The sequence below is a fragment of the Cetobacterium sp. NK01 genome (assembly GCF_024506395.1).
GTDB classification, from domain to species: domain Bacteria; phylum Fusobacteriota; class Fusobacteriia; order Fusobacteriales; family Fusobacteriaceae; genus Cetobacterium_A; species Cetobacterium_A somerae_A.
This window is the reverse complement of record NZ_JANIBO010000001.1, coordinates 180,817-206,881: the sequence shown is the minus strand read 5'-3', so window position 1 is coordinate 206,881 and position 26,065 is coordinate 180,817. Positions and strand designations below refer to the sequence as shown.

General features: G+C 27.3%; 28 protein-coding genes, 5 tRNA genes and 1 riboswitch. Of the genes, 19 read left to right on the top strand and 14 right to left on the bottom strand.

All coding sequences use genetic code 11. The annotated features are described in order from the left end of the window. Positions 1–2,553, top strand: coding sequence for an FAD-dependent oxidoreductase (locus tag NON08_RS01050; protein WP_256689681.1), 2,553 nt, complete (start codon positions 1–3; stop codon positions 2,551–2,553). A gap of 55 nt (positions 2,554–2,608) precedes the next feature. Here NON08_RS01050 and NON08_RS01045 read toward each other — a convergent pair whose 3' ends face one another. Continuing rightward, on the bottom strand, positions 2,609–2,896 hold the full coding sequence (locus NON08_RS01045) for a putative quinol monooxygenase (RefSeq protein WP_256689680.1): 288 nt from the start codon (positions 2,894–2,896) through the stop codon (positions 2,609–2,611). Positions 2,897–2,919: 23 nt separating this feature from the next. Next, complete coding sequence (locus NON08_RS01040) at positions 2,920–3,438, bottom strand: DJ-1/PfpI family protein (protein WP_256689679.1); 519 nt, start codon at positions 3,436–3,438, stop codon at positions 2,920–2,922. 158 nt (positions 3,439–3,596) lie between these two features. Here NON08_RS01040 and NON08_RS01035 point away from each other — a divergent pair, with 158 nt between their 5' ends. Further along, complete coding sequence (locus NON08_RS01035) at positions 3,597–3,968, top strand: winged helix-turn-helix transcriptional regulator (RefSeq protein WP_256689678.1); 372 nt, start codon at positions 3,597–3,599, stop codon at positions 3,966–3,968. Between the two features lie 58 nt (positions 3,969–4,026). On the opposite strand, the gene NON08_RS01030 is transcribed toward NON08_RS01035, so the two are convergent. Continuing rightward, a complete protein-coding gene (locus NON08_RS01030; RefSeq protein ID WP_256689677.1) occupies positions 4,027–4,734 on the bottom strand; it encodes an NAD-dependent protein deacylase in 708 nt (235 codons plus the stop codon). 285 nt (positions 4,735–5,019) lie between these two features. On the opposite strand from NON08_RS01030, the gene NON08_RS01025 reads away from it, so the two are divergent. Continuing rightward, the gene (locus tag NON08_RS01025; RefSeq protein WP_256689676.1) at positions 5,020–5,598 is read left to right on the top strand and encodes a 3'-5' exonuclease; all 579 of its coding nucleotides are present in this window, start codon (positions 5,020–5,022) and stop codon (positions 5,596–5,598) included. 23 nt (positions 5,599–5,621) lie between these two features. On the opposite strand, the gene NON08_RS01020 is transcribed toward NON08_RS01025, so the two are convergent. Beyond that, complete coding sequence (locus tag NON08_RS01020) at positions 5,622–5,828, bottom strand: hypothetical protein (protein ID WP_256689675.1); 207 nt, start codon at positions 5,826–5,828, stop codon at positions 5,622–5,624. A 153-nt stretch (positions 5,829–5,981) separates the two neighbouring features. Between NON08_RS01020 and NON08_RS01015 the strand changes: the two genes are divergently transcribed. From NON08_RS01015 to NON08_RS00975, 9 genes are all read left to right on the top strand, one after another. Beyond that, positions 5,982–6,069 (top strand) — tRNA-Leu (locus NON08_RS01015). 3 nt (positions 6,070–6,072) lie between these two features. Further along, positions 6,073–6,148 (top strand) — tRNA-Met (locus NON08_RS01010). A gap of 5 nt (positions 6,149–6,153) precedes the next feature. Then, positions 6,154–6,229: transfer RNA gene (locus NON08_RS01005), tRNA-Lys, on the top strand. Between the two features lie 6 nt (positions 6,230–6,235). Continuing rightward, a tRNA-Glu gene (locus tag NON08_RS01000) sits at positions 6,236–6,310 on the top strand. Positions 6,311–6,315: 5 nt separating this feature from the next. Then, positions 6,316–6,392 (top strand) — tRNA-Asp (locus NON08_RS00995). A 257-nt stretch (positions 6,393–6,649) separates the two neighbouring features. After that, the gene (locus NON08_RS00990) at positions 6,650–7,369 is read left to right on the top strand and encodes a gamma-glutamyl-gamma-aminobutyrate hydrolase family protein (RefSeq protein WP_256689674.1); all 720 of its coding nucleotides are present in this window, start codon (positions 6,650–6,652) and stop codon (positions 7,367–7,369) included. Positions 7,370–7,386: 17 nt separating this feature from the next. Next, entirely contained in the window at positions 7,387–8,871 is a 1,485-nt protein-coding gene (locus NON08_RS00985) for an alanine/glycine:cation symporter family protein (RefSeq protein WP_256689673.1), read from the top strand. An 84-nt stretch (positions 8,872–8,955) separates the two neighbouring features. Continuing rightward, the gene (locus NON08_RS00980; RefSeq protein ID WP_256689672.1) at positions 8,956–9,792 is read left to right on the top strand and encodes a MurR/RpiR family transcriptional regulator; all 837 of its coding nucleotides are present in this window, start codon (positions 8,956–8,958) and stop codon (positions 9,790–9,792) included. A gap of 114 nt (positions 9,793–9,906) precedes the next feature. Then, the gene (locus NON08_RS00975) at positions 9,907–10,413 is read left to right on the top strand and encodes a lipocalin family protein (RefSeq protein WP_256689671.1); all 507 of its coding nucleotides are present in this window, start codon (positions 9,907–9,909) and stop codon (positions 10,411–10,413) included. 43 nt (positions 10,414–10,456) lie between these two features. Here the strand turns inward: NON08_RS00975 and NON08_RS00970 are convergent, their stop codons facing one another. Further along, positions 10,457–11,239: a nitroreductase family protein gene (locus NON08_RS00970; RefSeq protein ID WP_256689670.1), complete on the bottom strand. Its 783-nt coding sequence runs from the start codon at positions 11,237–11,239 to the stop codon at positions 10,457–10,459. Positions 11,240–11,402: 163 nt separating this feature from the next. On the opposite strand from NON08_RS00970, the gene NON08_RS00965 reads away from it, so the two are divergent. Beyond that, a complete protein-coding gene (locus NON08_RS00965; RefSeq protein WP_256689669.1) occupies positions 11,403–12,437 on the top strand; it encodes a hypothetical protein in 1,035 nt (344 codons plus the stop codon). A gap of 40 nt (positions 12,438–12,477) precedes the next feature. Here NON08_RS00965 and NON08_RS00960 read toward each other — a convergent pair whose 3' ends face one another. Then, positions 12,478–12,963: a hypothetical protein gene (locus NON08_RS00960; RefSeq protein WP_256689668.1), complete on the bottom strand. Its 486-nt coding sequence runs from the start codon at positions 12,961–12,963 to the stop codon at positions 12,478–12,480. A 165-nt stretch (positions 12,964–13,128) separates the two neighbouring features. On the opposite strand from NON08_RS00960, the gene NON08_RS00955 reads away from it, so the two are divergent. After that, a complete protein-coding gene (locus NON08_RS00955; protein WP_256689667.1) occupies positions 13,129–13,911 on the top strand; it encodes an EFR1 family ferrodoxin in 783 nt (260 codons plus the stop codon). 314 nt (positions 13,912–14,225) lie between these two features. Here the strand turns inward: NON08_RS00955 and NON08_RS00950 are convergent, their stop codons facing one another. Next, positions 14,226–14,564, bottom strand: coding sequence for a hypothetical protein (locus NON08_RS00950; protein WP_023051376.1), 339 nt, complete (start codon positions 14,562–14,564; stop codon positions 14,226–14,228). 424 nt (positions 14,565–14,988) lie between these two features. Then, entirely contained in the window at positions 14,989–18,087 is a 3,099-nt protein-coding gene (locus tag NON08_RS00945) for a reverse transcriptase domain-containing protein (protein WP_256689666.1), read from the bottom strand. Between the two features lie 806 nt (positions 18,088–18,893). Here NON08_RS00945 and NON08_RS00940 point away from each other — a divergent pair. The 3 genes from NON08_RS00940 (at position 18,894) to NON08_RS00930 (ending at position 20,894) form a co-directional block, all read left to right on the top strand. After that, entirely contained in the window at positions 18,894–19,361 is a 468-nt protein-coding gene (locus NON08_RS00940; protein WP_256689665.1) for a hypothetical protein, read from the top strand. Positions 19,362–19,522: 161 nt separating this feature from the next. Beyond that, positions 19,523–20,365 carry a hypothetical protein gene (locus NON08_RS00935; protein ID WP_256689664.1) on the top strand — a complete coding sequence of 281 codons (843 nt, stop codon included), beginning with the start codon at positions 19,523–19,525 and terminating at the stop codon, positions 20,363–20,365. Then, positions 20,346–20,894 carry a 3'-5' exonuclease gene (locus NON08_RS00930; protein ID WP_256689663.1) on the top strand — a complete coding sequence of 183 codons (549 nt, stop codon included), beginning with the start codon at positions 20,346–20,348 and terminating at the stop codon, positions 20,892–20,894. The genes NON08_RS00935 and NON08_RS00930 overlap by 20 nt, the downstream gene beginning before the upstream one ends. Positions 20,895–20,935: 41 nt before the next feature. Here the strand turns inward: NON08_RS00930 and NON08_RS00925 are convergent, their stop codons facing one another. From NON08_RS00925 to NON08_RS00915, 3 genes are read right to left on the bottom strand one after another with little or no spacing between them, the layout of a single operon-like run. Continuing rightward, positions 20,936–22,003, bottom strand: a complete 1,068-nt coding sequence (locus NON08_RS00925; protein WP_256689662.1) for a site-specific integrase — start codon at positions 22,001–22,003, stop codon at positions 20,936–20,938. A 2-nt stretch (positions 22,004–22,005) separates the two neighbouring features. After that, positions 22,006–22,185, bottom strand: coding sequence for a transcriptional regulator (locus NON08_RS00920; RefSeq protein ID WP_256689661.1), 180 nt, complete (start codon positions 22,183–22,185; stop codon positions 22,006–22,008). Between the two features lie 52 nt (positions 22,186–22,237). Then, positions 22,238–22,576, bottom strand: a complete 339-nt coding sequence (locus tag NON08_RS00915) for a hypothetical protein (RefSeq protein ID WP_256689660.1) — start codon at positions 22,574–22,576, stop codon at positions 22,238–22,240. Between the two features lie 21 nt (positions 22,577–22,597). On the opposite strand from NON08_RS00915, the gene NON08_RS00910 reads away from it, so the two are divergent. Continuing rightward, on the top strand, positions 22,598–23,080 hold the full coding sequence (locus NON08_RS00910) for a hypothetical protein (protein WP_256689659.1): 483 nt from the start codon (positions 22,598–22,600) through the stop codon (positions 23,078–23,080). 59 nt (positions 23,081–23,139) lie between these two features. Here NON08_RS00910 and guaA read toward each other — a convergent pair whose 3' ends face one another. Continuing rightward, positions 23,140–24,690, bottom strand: coding sequence for a glutamine-hydrolyzing GMP synthase (gene guaA / locus NON08_RS00905; protein WP_413774008.1), 1,551 nt, complete (start codon positions 24,688–24,690; stop codon positions 23,140–23,142). A 53-nt stretch (positions 24,691–24,743) separates the two neighbouring features. Continuing rightward, a riboswitch (purine riboswitch) is annotated at positions 24,744–24,841 on the bottom strand. Between the two features lie 166 nt (positions 24,842–25,007). Here guaA and rnmV point away from each other — a divergent pair. Beyond that, positions 25,008–25,571, top strand: a complete 564-nt coding sequence (rnmV, locus tag NON08_RS00900; RefSeq protein ID WP_256689657.1) for a ribonuclease M5 — start codon at positions 25,008–25,010, stop codon at positions 25,569–25,571. A gap of 36 nt (positions 25,572–25,607) precedes the next feature. On the opposite strand, the gene NON08_RS00895 is transcribed toward rnmV, so the two are convergent. Then, complete coding sequence (locus NON08_RS00895; protein WP_256689656.1) at positions 25,608–25,889, bottom strand: hypothetical protein; 282 nt, start codon at positions 25,887–25,889, stop codon at positions 25,608–25,610. A 9-nt stretch (positions 25,890–25,898) separates the two neighbouring features. Beyond that, the gene (locus NON08_RS00890) at positions 25,899–26,036 is read right to left on the bottom strand and encodes a hypothetical protein (protein ID WP_256691244.1); all 138 of its coding nucleotides are present in this window, start codon (positions 26,034–26,036) and stop codon (positions 25,899–25,901) included. Positions 26,037–26,065: the final 29 nt, after the last annotated feature.

The window sequence follows — 26,065 nt, the reverse complement described above, 5'->3', positions numbered from 1 at the left end:
ATGTTGAAAAAAGAAATTATAGAAAATATGAAATATATTGTGGATAACTGTATGGGAGAGGAAAAGTCAGCTTGTACTACAGCATGTCCAATGAATACGGATGCTAAAAAATATATAGCTCTTATCAGAGAAAATAAGGGAGAAGAGGCTATAAAAGTTATAAGAGAAGAACTTTTTATACCAAGAGTTTTAGGAAGAGTTTGTGCTCATCCTTGTGAAAAGGCTTGTAGAAGAGGAGAAGAAGATGAAGCAATATCTATAGCAGGATTAAAAAGATATATAGCAGATAATTTTGATGATCCTAAAATGTGGGATTTATCAAAAAAGGAATCAACAGGAAAAAAGATCGCAGTTATTGGATTTGGACCTGCTGGAGCTCAAGGAGCAATAACACTTTTAAAAGAAGGACATGAAGTCACTATATTTGAAAAAAATTCTTTTTGCGGTGGAATGTTGAGATATGGTATTCCTGAGTATAGACTTCCAAGAGAGATAGTAGAAAGTGAATTTAGTTTAATAAATAAACTTGGGGGAAAAATAAAATTTAATGTAGAAATTGGAAAAGATATAAGTTTTGAAATTTTAGAAAAAGAATACGATGCTATTTTAATATCTATTGGAAAGCAAATTGGTAGAATAGATAAATCTTTAAATAACTTTGATGCTAAAGGTATATTATCAGCTGTAAAGTTTTTAGAAGAGGTATCATTAACAAAGGATTCAAAAGATATCAGAGGAAATATTCTAACAGTTGGTGGAGGAGATGTTGCTATGGATTGCGCAAGATCTGCTTTGAGATTAAAAAATTCTAAAAATTCATATGTAATGTTTTTAGAAAAAGATCTTAATACATTAACGGCATCTAAACATGAGGTAGAAGCAGCATTAGAAGAAGGAGTAAAATTTATTCCAAGCTCGGGAATAGAGGAGATTTTTGTTGATAAAAATGGAAGAGTTAAAGAGATTTCTATAAAAAAGTGTGAATCTATTTTTGATGAAGAGGGAAAATTTAATCCGAAATTTAATGAGGAAAATATAGAAAAATTAGAAATAGACAGTTTAATTTTTGCAATAGGACAAAATATAGATTTAAGCATAAATAATGGAGAAAAATTTGAATTTTGTAAAGAGAGTTTACAAAGTAAAAAGAATCCAAAAGTTTTTTATGCAGGAGATTGTGCTTCTTCAAGTATAGTTGTTCAAGCTATGGCAGAGGGAAGAAGAGCAGCTAAATCAATTATAAGATTTTTAAATAATGAGGATATTTGGTCAGGAAGAGATATAGCTTTAGAGGGTGGAAAAAGTGAAACTAAGCTTTATTTACCGATAGAATATCTTCCAGAAAGTTGGGATTTAGATAGTAAAATAAAAAGAAGAAAAGGTGAGCAGTTAGATCCTAAAGAAAGAATAAAAACATTTTTAGAAGTTGAAAAAACTTTTACACATAAAGTTGCTTTAGAAGAAGCTAATAGATGCTTACAATGTGAATGTAAACTTTGTATGAAAGAGTGTATGATGATGCCTGAATATACAACATGTCCAAAGGAGTTATTTAAAAATTATTTAGAAAATGGATATGAAAATATGGATATGAACATTGCATATTCATGTAATGAATGTAAACAATGTACTATAAAATGTCCTAATAGTTTTGAAATAAGAGAAAACTTTATAGAGATGAGAAAAGAGTATGTAAAAGCAAATGGAGATATATCTCCTTTAGACGGACATATAGGATTAGATGATGGTCAAGAACTAGAATGCAGCAAAAAATATTCAGTGACTATTCCTGGGAAAAAACAAAGTAAATATGTATTAATTCCTGGATGTACTGTTCCAGCATCATTTCCAGAATTAGTTGAAAAAACATATGAACATATGAAAGAAACTTTAGGAGAGGAGAATGTAGGAATAATACTTCAATGTTGTGCTAGACCAACTGAAATTATAGGAGAAACAAAATTATTTGAAGAGAGATACTCTAGAGTACAAAAAGAGATAGATGATATTGATGCTGATGTAATTGTAACTCTTTGTCCATCATGTTATTTAACATATGAAAAATATTCAGGAAGAAAAGTTATTTCATATTGGGATTTAATGAGGGAAATAATAGGGATACCTAAATCACAAAAAGGAATTGGAGAGGTGTCAGATGTTATATTTAATATCCATGACTCATGTCCTACAAGAGAGGTTACATCACATCACGACAGTATAAGATGGATATTATCACAACTTGGATATAAAATTGAAGAGATGGCAAATATAAGAGAAAATACAAGATGCTGTGGTGTAGGAGGGATGCTTGGTTGTATAAATTCAGATTTATATAAGAAAATCGTTGATAGAAGAGTAAGGGATGCTACTCAAGATCATATAATTTCATATTGTGGATCTTGTAGAGGTAGTATGGAATTAGGTGGATTAGATTCGCTTCATATTTTACAGCTTATTCATGGTGAGTGTTATTATAAAAAAGATGCCAAAAAAAGAAGTGAAAATTATGGAATGCACAATAGATTAGAAACAAAAAGAATAGTTTTAAAATAAAAACAGAACCTCTAAGGATATATAGCTTAGAGGTTTTATTTTTATAAGAGTTATCTTAAATAATTTGCTTATAAATATTTACTTCTATTTGTTGCGTAACAAGAATCTCTAACTGAGGTATGATTTTAATAAAATGTTCAGAAGCAAAATGAGATTCTAAAACTTCAATATTTTCCCATTCTTCAATTATTGAAAAAATAGTACTTTTAGTATTGTCTTCAAAAAGCTCATACTTAATACATCCATTTTCTTTTCGAGTATTTTCAATAAGTTCTTTAGATAATTTAAGAAATTCCTCTATTTTGTTTTGATTTACAAAAAACTTTGCAACTACTTTGATCATAAATATACTCCTTTTTAATTTAATTATAAATAAAGATTTAATAATGCTAAACCAAAATCTTTTGCACCATCAGGACCATTGCTAGTAATTATATCCTCATGAACAACAACATTTTTATCTAAATAATTCGCATGATGTTTAATTAATTTATTAATCATAATATCAACAGGATAACATGTTGCACTTCTATTAGCAAGTAGATTCGTTTCAGCTATACTAACAGCTCCTGCACATATTCCAGATATAAGAATATTCTTTTTATGAGCTTCATTTAAATACTTTATTAAAGATTTATTTTCCCATAGATAGTCAATAGTTCCAGAACCACCAATAACAGAGATTATATCAAAGTCGTTAATATTTAAATCAGAAAAAATATTTGTAGAAATGGCTATTCCTTCATAATCACCAGTAATTTCACCAATTCTTGTACTAGATACTACAACCTCAATTCCATTATCTGTTAAAACATTTTTTGGAATATTTAATTCCTCTTCGTTAAAACGCTCAGGCGGAATAATAAATAAAACTTTTTTTTTCATAAAATGTAAACCTCCAATTGTATAAAATTTGTATTATGTGAAAAATTATATTATCATTATAGTAGTAATACTTTTTTTAGTAAAGAATGCACTATTTAGTAATATAGTTACTTTTTTGTAACTATGATTATAAAAAAAGTTTCAATTGGAGGATTTTAATGAGTGATAACTTAAGAAAAGAGATAAAAAAGAAAATTGAAAATAATGAGTTTAATTGTGAAAAAGAATTAACTTTATCTATAATAAGTGGGAAATGGAAAGTAGTAATTCTTTGGCATTTAGGTCATGAGGGAACTCATAGATTTAGTGAGCTACAAAGATTATTTAATAAAATATCTCATAAGATGTTAACGAATCAACTAAGAGAGTTGGAGGAAGATGGAATAATTCAAAGAAGAGTTTATCCACAAGTTCCACCGAAAGTTGAATACTCATTAACGGAATTAGGAAAAACTTTAATTCCTATAATTGATATGCTTTATAGCTGGGGAAAAAAACGAGTAGAGGAGTTAAAACAAGAGAAAAAATAAAAGATAATTTAAAAAGGTAGGTTTTTAAATAAAAAATACCTACCTTTGGTTAAAAAAATTATATTTTATTAACTACATAGTCCATAACTTGTGCAAAACTATCTCTAATTACTAAAGTCGCATACTGATCGTACTTAGTTTCATCAGCATTTATAATTATTAAATTTTTTCCTTTAAAATACTGTAGATAGTAAGCGGCGGGATATACAGTTAAGCTAGTTCCAGCTACAATTAAAGTATCAGCTTTTTTTATGGCATTAATAGCTAAGTTTGTTACTTCTTCATCTAAATTTTCTCCATAAAGAGTTACAGGTGGACGAGTAATACCGCCGCAGTCACATCTAAAATTTTGAGACTCTTTTTTTCCACAAGATAAACAATAAAAATATGAAATATTACCGTGAAGTTCTAAAACATTTATAGATCCAGCATCTTGATGTAAATTATCAATATTCTGTGTTATAACAGCTTTTAATTTTCCTATCTCTTCTAATTTAACCAAAGCTCTATGCCCTTTATTGGGTTTGATATCTTTAAAATTCATTTTTTCTTCTAAAAATTCATTAAAAAGCTTTCTATTTTTTAAAAAGAAATCAATATGTAATATCTCTTCAGGATCATATCCTTTATATTTTCTACTATAAAGACCATCTTTCCCTCTAAAATCAGGAATTCCACTTTCTGTTGAAGTTCCAGCTCCGCCAAAGAAAACAATGTTATTGCTATTTTTTATAATGTTAGCTAATTTATCCCATTTTTCATTCATTTAAATTACCTCCATTTTAAAAATTAAAAATTCTATTTTTTTAATTATATTACTATTAGATTATATTTGCAAAAAATAATAAGAACCTCTGGGGGGGAGAGAGGTTCTTATCTTGGGGGGGATTAAATTATTTTTTACTTTTAACACTTTTATACAATTTAGACCAGGGATTTTATAAAAAAGTTTTAAATTTATAAAAAAAATAAAAAAGATTTAAAAATAGCGTTGTAATTTTAAAAATGATGGAGTATTATTAATTTACTAAAGGGAAATAGGAGGTATCTTATGAAATTATTATATTTAGATACAGAGACGACAGGATTAACGGATAACTCTGCAGTAGTTCAAATAGCAGGTGCTATTGAGATAGATAACGAGGTTGTAGAGTGGTTTAATATTAGATGTAAACCCCATAAAGGAGCGGAAATTTCAGAAAGTGCTTTAAAAACTATTGGATTGACATTAGAAGAGCTTAATAAAGAACAGGAACCGAAAGAAGCATTAAAAGAATTAGAAAATATTTTTGCAAAATATGTAGATAAGTATGATAAAAATGATAAATTAATTATGATTTGCCACAATTATCCATTTGATTTTAGAATGCTTTATAACTTTTATAATAGATTAAATAATAAATATATGGGAAGTTTTATAGATTTTAAATTAAATGTATGTACTCTTAATTTAGTTAAATCTCTTCAAGTTATGCAAATTTTACCAATTTTAGAAAATAATAAGTTAGAAACTTGGTGTAAATATTTCAATGTTTCTTTAGAAAATGCTCATGACGCTTTAGAAGATATAAAAGCAACAAGAGAGGTTTATAAAAATATAGCTAAAGTTTTAGAAAAATCTAAGCAATAAAAAAAGTGCTATAAAAGCACTTTTTATTGCTTGTTTCGGCCTTTTATTATAGAGATTATTTGGTATATTAAAAGAGCGATATCTCCGATTAAAAATAAAATAAAAGTCATTAACTCTTCATCAGTAGAGTCCATTTGAAATAAATGAAAAGATATAAATAAAATTAATATTATATTGGCAAAGAAAAGAGCTCTTTTTCTCTTGTTTTGAAAAAAATTGTTGTTTATCATAGAAACCATCCTTAAAAAAATTTAAATTACTTTTGTTTTATTATATCATTATTGGTAAAAAAAAGAAAACAAATAAAAAAGTAGTTGACTTTTTTTGGAAAAGTTGGTATGATAATTAAGTCGTCAGGAAGAAGTCAAATTTCTTAACTGAACGCCTGGGTGGCGGAATAGGTAGACGCACAGGACTTAAAATCCTGAGCTATCTGATAGCGTGCCGGTTCGATTCCGGCCCCAGGCACCATTTCGCGGGGTAGAGCAGTTGGCAGCTCGTCGGGCTCATAACCCGAAGGTCGTTGGTTCGAATCCAGCCCCCGCCACCAAATATGCGTCATTAGCTCAGATGGTAGAGCACACGACTTTTAATCGTGTTGTCACTGGTTCGAGCCCAGTATGACGCACCAATACTTGCCCCGTTCGTTCAGTGGTAAGGACAATAGATTTTCACTCTATAAACAGGGGTTCGATTCCCCTACGGGGTACCATTAATGGGGGTGTAGCTCAGTTGGTTAGAGCGCATGCCTGTCACGCATGAGGTCGCGAGTTCGACCCTCGTCACTCCCGCCATTAAGGTCTTTAAAAGATGTAGAAATACATCTTTTTTTTATTTTATAGAATTATTAAGTTAAAAGAGTAGCAGCTAACATTCATGAGTTGCTACTCTTTTATTATTTTATATAAAAAATTTGACAAAACTACAAAGATGAGGTAAAAAGTAGTAACGCTACAAAAAGTTTGAATTTAGAGAATATCAAACAATAAATTTTAAGAAAAAGGAGGGTGTATAAATAAATACTTTTATGTATTTATGATACAAAGCAGTTATGAGAAAACCAATAATAGGAATTACATCATCACATGAAAAAGAAAACGGACTTAGAAATTATCATAGAACAACAGTTAGTATTGATTATACAAAAGGAGTTATAGAGGGGGGAGGAATACCAATAATAATTCCTACAACAGGTAATATTGAAGTAATTAAAGAACAACTAAAATTATTGGATGGATTAATTTTGTCAGGTGGACCAGATATAAATCCAATTTATTATGGAGAAGATTTTAAAGAAAAAATGGGAGTTATCTCACCTGAAAGAGACGATAACGAAATAAAAATATTAGAAGAATTTTTGAAGACCGAAAAACCAATATTGGGCATCTGTAGAGGTCATCAACTTTTAAATATATATTTCGGAGGAACATTATATCAAGATTTATCTTACTTTAAAGATGAAGTTTTAAAGCATAGACAAGATCTTTATCCTGAGTTAGAAGTTCATAATGTCTTTATTGAAAAAAATAGTACTTTAGAAAAATTATATGGTGAGTCTATTAGAACAAATTCTTTTCATCATCAAGCAGTTAAAAACTTAGGAAAAGGATTTAAAATTATTGCTAAATCTAGTGATGGAGTAGTTGAAGCAATAGAAAAAATAGATCATAAATTTTGCTTGGGAATCCAGTGGCATCCTGAAATGATGGTAGCAAGAGGAAACAAAGATATGGTAAAGATTTTTAAATTATTAGTAGAAAAAAGTTACTAAAAGGAGATGGGGAGAAAATGTTAGAAATATTTGAATGGATTGTTAGTTTTTTATGGGGATTACCACTTATTATTACAATATTAGGAACAGGATTTTATTTTACTTATAAAACAAAATTTTTTCAAATAGTTCATATAAAGCATATTTTGGGAGAGACAATATTTAAAGTTATAAAACAAGGAAATAAAGCAGAGAAAGGAGCTCACGGATTAATAACTCCTTTTGAGGCAGTTGCAACAGCCATTGGTGGATCTGTAGGTGTTGGAAATATAGGGGGGGTTGCAACAGCTATGGCAACAGGTGGCCCAGGAGCATTATTTTGGTTATGGGTAGCATCTTTTGTTGGAATGATATTAAAAATGTGTGAAGTATCGCTAGGAGTTTATTATAGAGAAAAAGATGAAGAGGATAATCATTATGGTGGACCAACTTATTATATGGAAAAGGGATTAGGAAAAGAAAAGGGTTATAAATGGTGGTGGATATTTGCAGTAATATTCGGAGGAGGGATTTTTTCGACATTCTTTATAACAGTTCAAAATTATACTGTGTCTGAAGCTGTTAGCTCTGCATTTGGAGTAACTATATTACAAGCTAGTTTAATTTATGTTGTTTGTAATTATATACTTATAATCGGTGGGATAAAAAATTTGGGAAAATTAGCAGCTAAAATAGTTCCAGTTATGTGTTTTTTCTATATATTTGCAGGAATGTTTATAATCATTAAAAATATATCGCTTTTACCATCTGTGTTTTCTTTAATATTTAAAAGTGCATTTACAGGTAATGCTGCTCTTGGAGGATTTATAGGTGCAAGCTTTATTCAGGTTATGAGAGTAGGAATGGCTAGATCAGTATTTAGTAATGAAGCAGGATGGGGAAGTTCTCCTATGATTCATGCTTCAGCTCAAACAAATCATCCAATAAGACAAGGATTATGGGGAGCATTTGAGGTTTTTGTTGATACAATGGTTGTTTGTAGTATAACATCTCTTGTAATAATAATAACAGGACAATGGTCAACAGGGCTTACAGGTGCAACTTTAACATTATCGGCATTTGAAGTAGGAATGGGAAGTTTTAGTAAAGTTTTTATAGCAAGTGGAATATTTATATTTGGAGTTACAACTTCATCAGGTTGGTATGCTTATTATGAAATAATTTTAAGACATTTAATGAAAAAAAATGTTAAACTAAAAAACTTTATCCTTAAGTTTTATAGAATATTTTACCCATTACCTGGATTTCTAATGGTTTTAGCAGCTGTAACAATAGGAATGCCAGGTAGTACTGTATGGTTGTTTGCAGATTTTACAACAGCAGTTCCAACATTTATAAATGTTGCAACACTTTTACTTTTAAGTGGAACATTTTTCAAACTTTTTGAAGATTATAAAAAAAGATATATTTTAAAAGAAAATCAAAAAGAGATTCCTTTGTTTTATCAAGAATTAGAGGAAGAAAATGTAGATATTGAGGAAGAAATAGCTGAAGTAATATAAAAAAAGGAGGTACTACCTCCTTTTTTTATTAATTATTATATAGTATAATCATAGTATATTAAATTATCGCAGGGAGGAGATGTTTTGGAAAAAATAATAAATTTATCCACTAAATCTTTAACAAAAGGAGAAAAAAAAATAGCCGAGTACATAATATCAAATCCTGAAAAAGTTTCGGATATGTCAGCATTAGATTTAGGAAAAGTTTTAAATACCAGTGATGCTTCAATTGTAAGATTTTCAAAGAATATAGGTTTTAAAGGGTTTTCTGATTTGAAGACATATTTAAAGATTCAGATAAATTCATTTAAAAAACCTCAAAATAAAATTTTAGAAAAATGGAATAATTTTCAAAGTGGAAATGACATTGTAAATAAAGTAATAAAATCAGATCTAAAAAATATAGAATCTTTTCTTTTACAAATAGATTCAAATAAAGTAGAGGAAGCGGTAAGTGTTTTACTTTCGACTAAAAAAGTATTTATAGTTGGTATGGGATGTAGTAGAGGAGTCGCTCAGTTTATATCTTGGCATATGAAAAGGATTGGTATAAATGTAGAGCTTCTGCAAGAGAGTGGAATTGGTCTTTTAGAAAGTTTAATACATTTAAAAGGTGAGGATAGTGTATTGCTATTTACTTTTCCTAGATATTTAACAGATGAGGTTCAAATTTCTAAATTAGTAAGAAAAAAAGGTGCTAAGTTGATCTTAGTGACAAGCGAATTATTTTCAGAGATTAGTATGAATAGTGATATTATATTTAAAGTTGCAGTAGATAATGATAGTTTTTTTAATTCTTATATGGTTCCAATGGAGTTGTGTAATATTATTTTAACTAGTATTTATGAGAAAAATAAGGATCAAATTTATAAAGATTTGGAAGAAGTCAGTTCATTCAAAGATTATCTATACTTAGAGTAATTAGTAAACTAGTCTTTTAGTTAATTTATAGAAAGCTTGATAAAATATTTTTTTATTTTGTAAATCAGGAAATGCAATATAAATAAGTATATCTATAATATGGAGGTGTATTATATGATGTTAAAAAAAATATTAGTCTTATTGTTTTCAACTTTATTTATAAGTTGCTCAAACTCTCCAAAAATAGAGGAGAATTCCAAATTTTCAATAGAAAAATATTTAGGAAGATGGTATGAGATAAAGAGATTTGATCATAGTTTTGAAAAAGGATTAAAAGAAGTAACAGCAAACTATACATTGGAAAGAAATGGAAAAATATCTGTTGTTAATAGAGGGATAGATTCTAAAAATAAAGAGAGTATATTTCATGCAACAGCTAAGCAAACAGATGTTCCAAACTTTTTGAAAGTATATCCTAACTCGTTTCCTATAATTGGAGCACAATATAATATAGCGTGGATAAGTGATAATTACAACTATGCTATAGTAACAAGTTCGTCATTCAAATATTTATGGTTTTTATCAAGAGAAAAAACTATTCCTTTAAATATTTATAATGAGATGATCCAAAAAGCCAAAGCACTAGGTTTTAATACAGAGAATTTAATAGATGGACAATAAAAAAAGTAAAAGCTCCTAAATCAATTAAGGAGCTTTTTATTTTTTATTTAGTCCATGAATCTATAGCAGCTTTTACAGATCTATTCATCTCTTTCATAAAGCTAGAAGTTATTTTTCTTTTATACATGTGGATAGCTTCGTTGTGACATCCAAGAAGGAAATTAGGTTTTGAAATTTTATTTCTTTCAATTTCCATAGCTTTAAACTCTTCACTTTCAATATGTCTATAGCTATTTTCAAAAACAATCATTTCTTTAGGGTATCTAAGAGGTTGAGGTCGATTTTTTTGTTGTTCAGTTGGATATCCAAAACAGATAAGAGTAATTGGGAAAGTATATTTTGGAAGATTAAACATATCTTTATGAATTTCAAAATTTTCCATAATATCTCCAATATAACAACTTCCAATACCTAACATTTCAGCAGAAGTAACAGCTGTTTGTGCAGCAATCAGAGCATCGTTAATAGCAAGTAGTAGATCTCCTTCACCAGGGTGGTACATCTCAAGATTGTTTTCTTTATTATACTCATCTACTCCAGAAGCTTCTAAATAGTCCATCCATCTTTGAAAATCTGCTAAAAATAGTAAAAGATATGGAGCTTTACCAATCATAGGTTGGTTATCACAAGTTTCAACTAATCTATTTTTTAAATTTTCATCTGTAACTTCAATAATGGAGTACATCATCATATTTCCAGCAGTTGGAGCTCTTAGAGTTGATTCAATAATTGCGTTTTTAATCTCTTCAGGAATTTTCTTATCACTGTAAGCTCTAACAGATTTTCGATTCATCAATACATCAAGATTTTTTAATAAACTATTCATTTAACTCCCCCTTGATAAATAATATTTTTAAAAGTTTAAAGAATAATATCATAAAAGAGTGCTCTTGTCTATTTTCTTTTATTGAAATTTAAAGGATTTATGAGATCTTTATAGTAACATGTGGGTATATATACTTATACAAAAATTTAAGAGGTGAGTTGTTATGAAAAATGAAAAAATTAGAGTAGTTCAGTATGGTTGTGGTAAGATGTCTAAGTATATTTTGAGATATTTATATGAGAAAGGTGCTGAAATTGTAGGTGCAATAGACTCAAATCCAGCTTTAAAAGGAGTAGATGTTGGTGAATATGCTGGATTAGGATTTAAATTAGGTGTAAAAATAAGTAACGATGCTGATAAGGTTTTAGATGAAACAGATCCAAACATAGCGATAGTAACAACTTTTAGCTTTATAAAGGATTGCTATGAGCAGTTTGAAAAATGTCTGTTAAGAGGAATAAATGTGGTAACAACTTGTGAAGAGGCTATATACCCTTGGACAACGGCATCAGCTTTAACTAATAGATTAGATGTATTAGCTAAGGAGAATGGATGTACGATAACTGGTTCAGGAATGCAAGATCTTTATTGGATAAATATGGTAGCGTTAGTTGCAAGTGGAGTTCACGATATAAAGAAAATAACAGGGGCTGTTAGTTATAATGTTGAAGATTATGGTTTAGCTTTGGCTAAAGCTCATGGAGTTGGATTTACAAAAGAGGAGTTTGAAAAAAGTTTAGCTCATCCAGAATCTTTAGAGCCAAGCTATGTTTGGAATTCCAATGAAGCTCTTTGTAATTTAATGGGATGGACTATTAAGAGTCAAACTCAAAAATGTGTTCCATACTTCCATGAAAAAGAGATCTATTCAAAAACTTTAGATAAAACAATAGAGGTTGGAATGTGTATAGGAATGAGTGCTGTTGTAACAACTGAAACATTCCAAGGACCAGTAATAGAGACTCAATGTATTGGAAAAGTTTATGGTCCCGAAGATGGAGATATGTGTGATTGGAAAATTATAGGTGAACCAGATACAGAGTTTTATGTAAAAAAACCAGCAACAGTTGAACATACTTGTGCAACTATTGTAAATAGAATTCCAAGCATAATAAATGCTCCAGCAGGATATCTAACTGTAGATAAATTAGAAAATCCAGTTTATTTAAGTAGTCCTATTAGCTTCTATAAAAAATAAAGAAAGTACCCTTGAAGAATTTTTATCTTCAAGGGTACTTTTATTTTAATTCTTTAATGTTTTTATTAAGATAATTCTTAATCATTTCCACTTTTTCTTTTCTATTCATTAAGCTATAGTAAGTAAGCCAGTCATTTACTGATTGTAAAGGAATAGAGATGTTTTCTAAACAAAAGTATTCTGCAATACTGTTTTTTTCAAGTGGAAAATAGTGGTCGCAGTTATTGTTTACTATAACAAATCCACTGATAATATCAAAATCTATACCATCAACATTAAATTCTAAAAAGCATTTAGATTTATATTGAAGATTAGGATTCTTAGCATATTCTTTTCCAAGAGATAAAAATATATTTTTAGTTTTTTCAATATCATTTTCAGCTACCATAAGATCAATATCATTAAATTTATCAGTAATCCCTTTAAGGTATAATAATAGAGAGGCTCCAACAGCCCAAGTGATATTATTTTCATTTAATATTTTGGCAACTTTTAAAAAAGTAGCAATTTTTATTTCATTAGTCATAAATTTATTTCACCTCTTATATGAAAAAATGTCTATTTCTTAAAATAGATTTTAACATTAATTATAGTAATAAGCAAATTTGATTGAGATAGAACTATTTCTAATCTTGTTATCTATAACTACATAAGGTATACTAAGTAAAAAGAGATGAAAATAGGAGTGAAGATGAAGACAATATATTATTTTTCAGGAACAGGGAATACATTATATTTAGGAAAATATTTAAAAGAAAATTGTTCGTACAATTTAGTGAATATATCAGCAGTAAAAGATGAAAAAGTAATATTAAATGGAGAGATAGGTTTTTTATTTCCAGTGTATGCAATGGGAATTCCGAAAATAGTGGAAGAGTTTTTAAAAAAAGTTGAAATTGAAAAAGTAGATTATTTATTTGCAGTTGCAACTTGTGGTGGAAGTGGTTATGGAATACCATTTAATCAAGTTAATAATATTTTATCAGAGAAAGGAAGAGTGTTAGACTACTCTGAGTACTGCCATATGCCAGATAACTATTTAAAACTATTTAAGGCTATGTCAGAAGATAAAGCTAAAATTGATATTGAATCATCTAAAGGTAAGATGAAAATAATTTGTGATGATATATTAAAAGGAAAAAAATCTTCAGCGAATAGTAATATCTTTTTATATCCAATATTTCTATTGATTTATAAGTTTTGGAGACTTGGATTAAAAACAGTTTCTAAAAAGTTTAAACTGAATGATGAAAGATGTATAAGTTGTGGAATATGTAAAGATGTTTGTCCTGTTGAAAATATAGAACTAGTTGATGGGAAACCTGCTTGGGGTAAAAACTGCGAAGATTGCTTAGCATGCGCAAATCTATGTCCAACTGTTGCTATATCTTGTGGTGGTAAAAGCAAGTATGACAATAGGTATAAAAACCCTTATATTGGGATTAATGAGCTGAAAAATAAAGGTTTATTATAATGCAATAGTTGTAAAAAAAGCCTTAAAGTGCTTAAAAAATAGAGTATTTATATCAAAGTATTGTAATTTAAGTATGATAATGGTCAATTACTATTTTATAGACAAAAGTACATAAAAATGACACTCTAATATGAGTTTTAAGGCGTTCGTTTGAAATTACCCTAATTAGTAGTAGGAGGGTGGAAAAATGTCATATAACAAGTTATAGATGTTCATATAAAGCCTTGAAAACATTGTATTACAAAGTAGTTTTAAGGTGGAAAATAGAGTGATAAAAACTAAAAAAAGAGAAGATTTTTCTTCTCTTTTTTTGTTTAAATACCACACTCTTGGATCTTCTCTTTAAGCTCAGGTATTGTATTACAATAAAATAGTATATTTTCATAAGTTAAAGGTGTCATAATCTCTTCAGAAAGATGATTCTTAACTTCTGCTTCTGATGAGCAATTAAGAATATAGTCATATTTTGCCCAACCATGATTTGTGATTCCAATGATAAATTCTTCCTCTATATCCCAAGTTCCCCCATGAGTTGTTCGAGTACTTACTTCTCTTCTATAAAAAGGAAGTATCTTTTTTCCAAAATGATCAAAAACTTTAGGAATTTCGCTATTAGAAAGATTTTCAGAAATAGTTTTAATTTTTTTTAACATAATTTATTATTCCCTCCCCCGGTAAGTGTTATAAATATTTTAGCATAAAAAAAAGGGTTTTTCTATAATTTAGGAAGAAAAATAGTTGTTTTTTGATACAATTTTTAAAACGTATCTTAAAAATGTACACAATTTAAGTTGTATTTTGAGAAATAAAGAGTTTGAATTTGTTGGATAGCAATTTAAAAGAAAATCTTAGCAAGATAATACTTGTAATTGAAAAATTAAAAATATAAAATTAAATAATAAAAAACTTAGATTTTTAGTAGTTTTAAAATATGGAATTTTTTTAGCAATGCTAGAGTTTGGATAAAATATTTCTTTAATATAAATATTTTAAAGATAATTAAGACAGTATAATCCCCTTAAGGCTTTATACGTCTCTTTTTTACTATCTCTCTACCTTGAGGGGATTATATTAATTTTATTCTTTTTTTATAATATCTTTGGTTTTTTTCAAGTCTAGTTTTAAAATCTTTGAAATAGAATTGGACAATTTATCAAAATCATTTGTAATCAGAAGATTATTGGATAATAATTCTTTTAATAATTCTATCTTAGGATTTGATAAATTTTCTTTGAAAAAAAGATCTAAAGAGTTATTATTTCTGACCGTTACTATATCAGGATCAATTCCTGGAGGTGTTACTTTGAATTTATTATTACTTTTCTGCAAGGTATTGTTTAAAAGTTGAAATTCTCGTAATTTTTGGATATCAATTTTGTCAACTAAAAGATTATCATTAATTCCTCCTTTTAGACATCCTAAAATCATACTTTCTTTTTTTGTAGGTTGCATGATTTCACAATCACCATAAATAGAAGTATTACTTTGAGCAACATAGACATGTAAATCTCTACAAGTGGATTCTAAAATATTTTTAAAGTAATGAAGATCTCTATTAAAAACAGAGGCTATTAATAAATCAATATAATTTTTTAATTTACTTCTTCCTTCAATATCAGATAATTCAAAACAATTAAAATTTGAAAAGTGAATACCTTCCCATGAAAAAATATCATACTTTATTGGAAAAGGTTTAGGAATCGAAAAGTTTTTGCCTTCGATAAAATCTTTTTCACCTGGAGCGTAGTGGTTTTTTAGTCTGATTTTTATAAATGAAGATTTGTAACTACTAGTTGAAAAAGGCAATGTTGTAAATAAATAATTATAAGCATATTTTTTGTACGAATCCTTGTATTTTATACTAGGACAATGGATATGCTCAAGGCCGCCAGTAATCAAAATTTGATTTTTTCTCGAGAACTCATTAATAAATTTTAACCATTGAAAAGGGATAGATACTTCAGGAAAAATTAAAATGTTAACGTTATGTTTTTTGCTCAAATTAAGAATATCCATAATACGCTCTTTTTTATTAAACGATAGATTGTAATTTCCATCAAGAACATTAAACACTTTTTGATCATCAATAAGCAAACTTGCAATCCCTATAGTTACTTCTTTAAGTTCTTTTTTATCATTAGATTTAACTTTATATAAGTGAAGATTATTATATTCTACATCACAGATATTATTTTTAAATACTTCAATTTCTTTTTCTTGGTTTTTTCTTTTAAAATTAAGAGTGAATTTTTCTTTACTAATATCTAAATAATCAAAATTTTTATCATGATTAAGGATATGTCTTTTGATATAAAATATATTTAATTCATCTAAGTGAATAAAACGAGGAGATAATTTTAATTTTTGATCGCAGAGATTAAAATTTTCAAAATTATCAGGATTTTTTTCAAAATCAAAGTACCTAGCTTCAAAAAAATTAAAATTTAAATAAATTTCTTTAGTTAAAGGAAGATAACTTAGAAGAGGATAATGTATCATTTTTTGTTTTAACATATTTGAATTAAAAATTTTAAATAAAGTTTCTTCTAAGTCATCATCTTTAAAAATAGATTTAAATTCAAAAGTAAAATTTTTTAAAAGTTTTGGGTTAAGACTTAGAGCAAAAAAGAAAGAATTATTTAGGTATTCTTTTAAATGAATATAATTAATATGAGGTTTATTAGGGGTTTCATTTTGAGCTAATTTACTTAGATAAGTATTGATTTTTTTATAGAAATTTTCAATTTCTTTTGTGTCTTCTATCATTACTAAAAAAATAAAAATTTTTTCAAAGTAAACAGAATATTTGATAATATTTTCTTCTCCAAAGAAATCAAGTAAATCTTTAGTATTCTTTTTAATATGAGAAATATTTTCATTTTTATTTATTCCTGAAAAAATAGTTAAAATTTTTGCTAAGTAAACAGAAACATCATACTTTTTGCTTTTAGTATCTTCATGTTCTTCAGAGAAAATTTTTCTATATAAATCTTCAATATTTTTTTCATTTGGTAAAAATGTAAAGGTGCTGGCTCTTTCCAAGAAGCTATTTTCAATTTTTAGTATCTCAACTTTTTTATTTTCATTAGTTAAGAATATAGTTTTATGTTTTGTGTTTTCAATTAGAAGTTCTTGACTAAAACACTTTTCTAAGCCAATATTGTCGATAAAAGTTTTTTCTATAAGAGGAGCTAGTTTTTCTTTTAAATAATTTTTCTTGGATATAAACTTTCTAGAATCGTATTCTTTAAAAACAATAAAGAGATCGTCGACATACCTTCCATAATAAGACGGATTTAATTTTAGGATATTTTCATCCAATTCTTTTAGATAAATATTAGCGAGAATATGAGAACTATATAAACCAATGGGAAGAATATGTTTTTCTCGGTTTTCATTCATATCTTCTGAAACAAGAAGATCATATTGTTTATTTATATTTAGAATTATTTTTGTTAGATAATTATCCGAAATATTTTCAAAAATACTTTCCATTTTTGACTTCAATATTTCATGACTTATACTATAGTAAAATCTTTTTAGATCTAAACTTATTAAAACAGCATTTTCATTATCAGTAAGAGTAATTTCTTTAGCTTTTTTTATTCCATTATTTTTCCAAGCTTGATATTGTGTTATATATCTTTTAAAAGGATGTTTTGTATCTAAGATATCATTGGTAAAATTTAATCTATATCCATAAGAGTATCTTTGTACTGTTTTATCAAATTTATATCCAACTTTAAAAATCCATAATATAGATAAAATATGTAAAGTGATATCACAATCAATTATATAATTATACTGTAAGGTTAAAGTAGTATCATCTGCTAATAAAATATCGTTAATTTTTTGTATTTTATCTTCGCTTAATAAATTTTTATCAGATGGAGAAATAATATTTAAAATATCTAAATCTTTAGAATTATCATTTAATTTTTTTATAACTTTTTTAAAATTAAGAGAATTAATTAAACTGTCAAATGTATTACCATTATTCAAAAGATTTTCTAAAGTGTAAAAAAAGGATGATCGACTTTCTTCTGATGTAAAATTATTTTTATTCTCGAAATCTGCTAATTGCATTTTTAAATGAAGTAAGACATTATTTTCATAATAAACTAATTCTTTAAACGTGAGATATGCTAACTCAATTTCTTTAGCTTTAAAAGCCATAAAAACCCCTCCCAAAATTACTAGTATTGATAATATAATAATACAACAATAAATATAAAACAACACAATTTTTTAATAAAAAATAGAATTTAAAAATATTAAAATAAATATACTCTGTGTATAAAAGTAAATAAAGAAAAAGAGCCTTTAAAGGGCTCTTTTCAATCTTTAAAGGTCATTCTAAGTCCAAAGAATTTAGAATGCCTTATTTATTCTATATTTATAAGTAATATAAAACTACTCCCACTCAACTTTGAAAAAAATGTTTATTTTTAAATGTATTGATTTTATTAGGTTTTTAATGGGTCAAAAATTTAAAAATAAGTATTTTTTACTGTTTTTTTAATAAAATGGGTGCATTTTGGGTGCAGTCAAAAATATTTATTAAAATATTGTAAAAGCAAAATGCTTTACAAAATTAAAAATAAGGCACAGGTGTGACACATGTATACTCCAATACTAAAAAATGTTTAAAGAGGCAAAAAAAGGCAAATAAAACAGTTTTAAAAATAAAAAAACTAGATTTTTAAAAAAAAATATGTTATCATAATTTTACAATAAAATAAAAAAAGTATCTTAGCGCCAACTAAGATACTTCTACTAGGATATTTCCTTCATGAGTAATAAAATGCTCCCCAGCGATTTTACTCTCTTTTTTCGTGCAAATTTTATGTAATAATTATTACATAAAAAGCAGAAAAAGTAAAGATAAAAATTTACTTTTTAGTTAATTTTTGCTTACAAGCATTAAAAAAATAAGCGAAATATTCTAGATTATTTTATTTAAAAATTAATCTAGGAGGTATTTGAATTCAAATAAAAAACTAAAATATTTACAACATGGTACTATTGAAATAGTTTTTTATCTTATTTTGTATGCTTGGAAAAAGCAAGGAGTCAACTTGAAAAAATTAAGAAAAAATTATACTGAAATTATTAAAAAATTAGAGAGTTATAGCAAAGAACAGTTGGTATGTTTTTTAAGAAGTTATAGCTCAGAACTAAAAAATATGGAAAGTCATTGTGCTGATCTTTGTGATACTGAAACTGGAACACCGTATATGAGTTCTGTTTTAGCATCAGGATTAAAAGTTTTGAATGCAAAAAGAAATACATACCAAATGTCAGAAGAAGTTCATCAAAAAGCCAACAGTATAATAGGTTATGTTCAAAAAAATTCAAAACACAATTATACTGAGCAAGAGCTTATGTTCACAGTAGGCTATATTGCAATATATTATAAAATCGCATTTGAAAAAATAAAAGTAAGTTGATATATAGTAGCGAATTGACATTAAGAAAAAGTTATAATATAATCTTTCTTAGGGATAAAAATATGATACTAAATAAATATAAAAATATTAAAAAAATAAAATAAAACATAAAAAAGACTATCCATTTTAACATGATAGTCTTTTTATATGAGGGGGATCAAATGGAAAAATGGCTTGAAAAAATAAAATATTGGTCATATGACACACTGGGCTTAATTTTACCAGGTACGTTATTTACAGTTATGCTATGCTACACCTTTGATTTAGAATTATCAATCAGTTTAAAGAAACTGTTTGATTTTATGAAAGATCATAAAGTTGAAAAAGGGTGGTTATTTTTAGGAATATGTATATGCTTATATTTAGTTGGAAATGTTATTAAAATTGCTTCACAAATATTTTATGATTTTTTTTCAAGTTTATTTGATAAGTGGATATTAAAAAAATATGAATGTAAAGAAAGTGGCGGTATAATTAAATGTTTTCTATGTTTTTCTAGAAAAATTGTAGAAGAAGAAAAATGGCCCGTAGCTAAATTTTTAAGAGATTACTTAAGATATATTTTTTATTTTAAAGCTCCCAAATATTTTCCTGAAAATCAATTTATGATTGAGGAAATAATAGAAAAAATTAATAAAGAAAAAAAAACTTCTTTAAAAAAAGAGTGGTATAGTATTTATAAAATAAGTAAATTTTATGAGGATAATGAAAATATAAAATCTTTAAGTTCAACATTCTTAGCAAAATACACATTATATAGATCTTTATCATTTATTTTCTTTATTAATTTTTGTTTGTTGGTTTTTAAAGATGATTATTTAACTGAAGTTAAAATGAAAATACCTACAGGAATTTTTTTATTGATGATGTTTATTAGTTGGTTAACATTTCATATAAAGTATAAAAAATATTACTCGTTATGTGGTAATGAAACTTTAGTTGGATTATATTATAAAATAGTCTTAAAATCGGAGGTTAAAAAAAATGAAATTATTATTTATTGATACAGAAACAGGCGGAATTAACGAAAAAGAAAATAGTTTATTAAGTGTAGCATTGATTTGTTGGAACGATAAATTAGTGGTAGACAGATTAGAATTTTTCATAAAAGAAGAAAGCTATAATGTGACAGAAAAAGCTATGGAAATTAATCAATTAAATTTAGAAGTAGTAAAAAAAGCTGGAATAAAAAAAGAAGAAGCAGTAAAAAAAATTAATGACTTTATTATTAAAAATTTTAAAGAAGAAAAAGCCGTTATTTGTGGACACAATGTTAACTTTGATATTAGATTTATAAAAGAGTTATATAATAAAGTTGGAAAAAATTATGAAGAATTTATTTCTTATAGATCGTTAGATACGGCAAGTATTTTCAGATTTTTAACTATAGCAGGAAAATTTAAAAATGAACAAATTAATTCATTGGATGATGCTATTAAATATTTTAATATTTCTTTTGAAAATAGACATACAGCAATGGGAGATATTGAAAAAACAGTAGAAATTTTTAACAAATTGATTGAAATAGTTTAAAAGGTATAAATTAAATATAAGGAACTTTTTATTAAAGTCCCTTATATCCTTTTCAGCAGCTCCATCATCTCCTTATTGCTATTAGGAAATAGATGAGAGTAAGTATTTAAGGTTGTTTCAACCTTTTCGTGCCCCAATCTTCTAGCAATAGTAAGAGGATTAACACCTAAATGAATAAGTAAGGATGCATGTGAATGTCTAAGATCATGTATCCTTATTTTTTTTACTCCAGCAATTTCTGAATATTTTTTCATAGCATGTTCAAAAATATATTTAGTATGAGGAATCAATCTTGTACTAGGTTTTGGTTTATAAAGTGTCTTGAGATAATCCTTTAGTACAGGAATTAACTGAGAAGGCATTTCGATGATTCTTTTACTCTTAGGAGTCTTAGGCTCAGTAATTACATCCTCTTTATTTAATCTCTGATAAGACTTATTAATATTTAAAGTTTCATTTTCAAAATCAATATCTTTTATTTCAAGAGCTAGGAGCTCTCCAACTCTAAGACCACACCAGAACAAAATATTAAATCCTACATAAGCAGCGGGGTGATCCTTAAGAGTTTCAATAAATAATTTAAATTCTTCTGGAGTCCAGATATTCATTTCCTCAGCATGTTTCTTTCCAATACTTCCAGCTTTATGGCAAGGGTTTTCTTGTAATGAATGAAACTTAATAGCATAGTTAAAAATAGCTGTAAGTTGATTGTGAATAGTTTTAATATAGGTTTGACTATATGGATTTCCACTGCTTGGGTTTATAGCTTTTAAAAGTTCGTTTTGCCATTTTCTAACTATAACTGGAGTAATATCATTAAGTTTCATATTTTTAAAAAATGGTAGAATTTTCATTTCAATTATATATTTTTTGTTTATGATAGTATGTTCTCTTAATCTATGACTTAAATCATCTATATAAAGTTCATATAGGCTTTTAAATGTCATAGTAACTTCAAATTTATACTTAGATAAAAACTCTCTTTCATATTCAAGAGCATCCCTTTTAGTTTTAAAACCTCTCTTAAAAGTTCTTAATCTATTTCCTTGATAATCTACATAATAGAAACGGGACACCCAAGTCCCGTTCTTATCCTTAGTTGCAGGCATAATTAATCTCCTTTCTCTATTCCAAATCTCTCTAACAAATAAAGTTTATTAACTCTACCTCTAATTATTAGATAGCCTTTTTCTTTCATTTCCTTATTAACTTCTCTAATTATTTGATAAGCTTTACCATTTCCAACATTGCAAAGTTTAGCAACTTCTTCAACCGTTATCATAGTAGACATAGCAATCCTCCTAATTATAATTTATAAATTTAAAATTGTATTTAATAATTACCTATCCAATTAACTTAATATTATTTTTATTATCAAAATCTAAACTTCTATCAGCTAAAGATTTCTTCAATTCTTTAATATATTTTTCGAATAGATCAATCTCTTTTTCAACTTGAGATATTTGTTTTAAATCCATATTAGATATATTTTTTCTTAACTTTTCAAAGTTTTTATAACTAACACATTTCTTAGTTTCCTTTTGGATAAAAGGTTCTATTTTATATTCATTTTCTAAATCTATTACTATATGTTTAGTAATAAAGTAGAAAAATAAGTTGTTTGAAACTAAAGTAAATTTGATTTTAAAAAAAAATTGGGTATATAAATTATTAGTATTCAAAATAAAAGAGGGGGAATTAACATGTTTTGTGAATATAATCAATATAAATTAACATGTTTTTTTAGAAATAATCGTTATAGATTTAAAAATTGTCCTTTTGGTTATTTAAGGAAAAATAATTTTAACATTTTAAGCAAATCTAATGATTATAAAAAATATTTTAATGATGAAAATTATAATGTGTTTACTGGAATATTAAAGCCTAGTTTAAAAAGAGGTGAATACGCTAATATTTATAATTTCTTAAAAAATATAATTAAAATAAATAAGCAATTAAAAAATATATTAGAAATATATAATAAAATTTTAAAAAAAGAAAATATAATAGAGGATTTAAGAGCAATTTTAATAGATATAACATTAGATCAACTAAGTGAAAAAATAAAAGGTGACTTAGAGAAAAATGAAAAATATCAACAATTGTCAGAAATGGATAAAGTAGTAACTTTAATATCTGTTGATGGAATAATTTATGTTATAAAAAATAAAATAGAGATACTTTAAGAGCAACTAAAAAAACACCTTGAAAACTATTTGTAATCAAGGTGTTTTGTATTATAATCCTACTCCCATTCTATTGTAGCAGGTGGCTTAGATGAGATATCGTAAGTTAATCTGTTGATTCCCTTAACCTCATTTATGATTCTATTAGAAACTTTATCTAAGAACTCATATGGTAATCTAGACCATGTAGCAGTCATAAAGTCAATAGTGTTAGCTGATCTTAAAACAGCAGTGTACTCATAAGTTCTTTCGTCTCCCATAACTCCAACTGATTTAACAGGTAAAAGTACAACGAAAGCTTGGCTAACCTCTTTATATAAATCAGCAGCTCTTAACTCTTTAATAAAGATATCGTCAGCTTCTCTTAAAATATCAGCTTTCTCTTTATCAACTTCTCCTAAGATTCTGATTCCAAGTCCTGGACCTGGGAATGGGTGTCTGTCAACCATGTGAGCAGGAATTCCTAACTCTCTTCCAACAGCTCTAACCTCATCTTTGAATAACTCTCTTAAAGGTTCTAACAATTCAAATTGCATATCCTCAGGAAGTCCTCCAACGTTGTGGTGAGATTTAATTGTAGCAGAAGGCCCTTTTACAGATTGAGACTCTATTACGTCTGGATAGATTGTTCCTTGAGCAAGGAATTTAACATCAGTTAATTTAGATGCCTCATCATTGAATACTTCAACGAACTCTTTTCCGATTATTTTTCTCTTAGCTTCAGGATCAGATACTCCAGCTAATTTGCTTAGGAATCTCTCTTCAGCATCAACACATTTAATATTCATGTGGAAGTTCTCTCCGTAGATTTCCATTACGTTTTTAGCTTCGTCTTTTCTAAGAAGTCCTGTATCAACGAAAATACAGATTAATTGATCTCCAATAGCTTTGTGTATTAATGCAGCAGCAACAGAAGAGTCAACTCCTCCAGAAAGTCCAAGTAAAACTTTCTTATCTCCTACAGTTTCTTTTATAGATTTAACTGTTTCTTCAATGTAGTTACCCATTGACCAGTTCTTTTCACATTTAGCAACTCCGAATACGAAGTTCTCTAACATCTTTGCTCCATACTCAGAGTGAGTAACCTCAGCGTGGTATTGGATACAGTAGATATTTTTTTCAACATTAGCAGAAGCAGCTATACAAGAATCTGTGTGAGCGATTTGCTTAAATCCTTCTGGTAATACTGTTACGTGGTCTCCATGACTCATCCAAACTTGGTTTAAGTTAGGAACATCTTTGAATAATGGACTTTCTAATTCGTCAATAATAAGCTCAGCTTTTCCAAACTCTTGCTTATCAGCTCTTTCAACAGTTCCACCTAATAATTGAGAAGTTAATTGCATTCCGTAGCAGATTCCTAAAACTGGAATTCCTTGCTCATATAATGCCTTTTCAATTGTTGGTGATCCATCTAAATAAACTGAAGCAGGTCCACCAGAAAGGATAATACCTTTAGGCTCTCTAGCTAAAATATCTTCTAACGGTTCGAAATAAGGAACAACCTCAGCGTAAACTCCCATTTCTCTTACTCTTCTTGCTATTAACTGGTTATACTGAGAACCAAAGTCAAGAATAATGATGCTATTTTTCTTCATAAAAACCTCCAAAATATAATAAAAAAAGAGACAATCTTACTCTATAAAAAAACAGAAGGTAGACTAATCCCTTTTATCTTTTTCATAGAAACTAATTTACGGTTAGTTGTAGAGACGCTGCACCATATTTGCAACTTATACGAATGAATATATTTACTTTTGCAACATTCTAGCATATAAAGGGAAGGTGTGTCAACTTATAATTAAATAATTTAATCACAAGTGAAAAGACCTATAATCATATAAAAATAAAAAAATAGTATTACCTATAAAAAAATGTTACAATTAAATATAAAATTCATGTTTAAAGTTTGAGAGGATATAAATTTATGAAAAAGACAATTAAAGAAGTTATCGTAGTTGAAGGAAGAGACGATATATCTGCAGTAAAAGCAGCAGTAGATGCTGAGATTATACAAACTAATGGTTTTGCTATTAGAAAAAAAGGAAATATAGAAAAATTAAGAGTTGCTTATGAAAATAAAGGAATAATAGTTTTGACTGATCCAGATTTTGTTGGTGAAGAGTTAAGAAAATATATTTTAAAATTTTTTCCAGAAGCAAAACAAGCTTATATAAGCAGAAGAGAAGGAACTAAAGATGGAGATATTGGTGTCGAAAATGCAAATCCAGAAGCAATTATAAAAGCTTTAGAAAATGCAAAATGCGAAGTAGTACAAAATACAGAAGCTATATTTACTATGGAGATTTTAATGGACCATAAACTTTCAGGATTTACTGAGTCTAAGGAGTTAAGAGAAAAGCTTGGAACAGAGTTAAGAATAGGATATTCTAATGCAAAGCAGTTTCTATCTAAATTAAATAGATATGGAATAACTATGGATCAATTTTTAGCAGCAATAGATAATATAAAAAAAACCAAGGAAAATTAATCCTTGGTTTTATTTTTCTTTCATTAGGTTTTACTATTAGAAAGAGATTATTTCAGCAGTAGCTTCGTACCACTCACCCTCTTCATCCTCTCCAAACTCGATAAAGAAGTTAACTTGAACGTCTTCTAAAGTAAATCCAACACAATTCTCATCTTCAACAGTAAAAAACTCTATTTTTTTAAACTTAATAGCATCTAATTTGTCTCTTAAATCTTCTCTTTGCTCGAAAAGTTCAAGAATATCCTCTTTTATAAAGAAATCTCTTTTTTCAAATTCCTCGTTTATTCTATCTATTTTTTTCATTAACTCTTCTGTCATATCTTCCTCCTAAAATTTAAAAATTCTTTTAACTCGTTTCGCAATCTTTAATAAAGACAGCACAAATTTAATTTTTTTTATTTCAAAGGGAACCTTTTCCAATGCTTTTTTCATCTGAAGGTCAATCTCTTTTTCAGTCATACTCATAAAAAATCTTCTCCTTTAAAAACAACTAT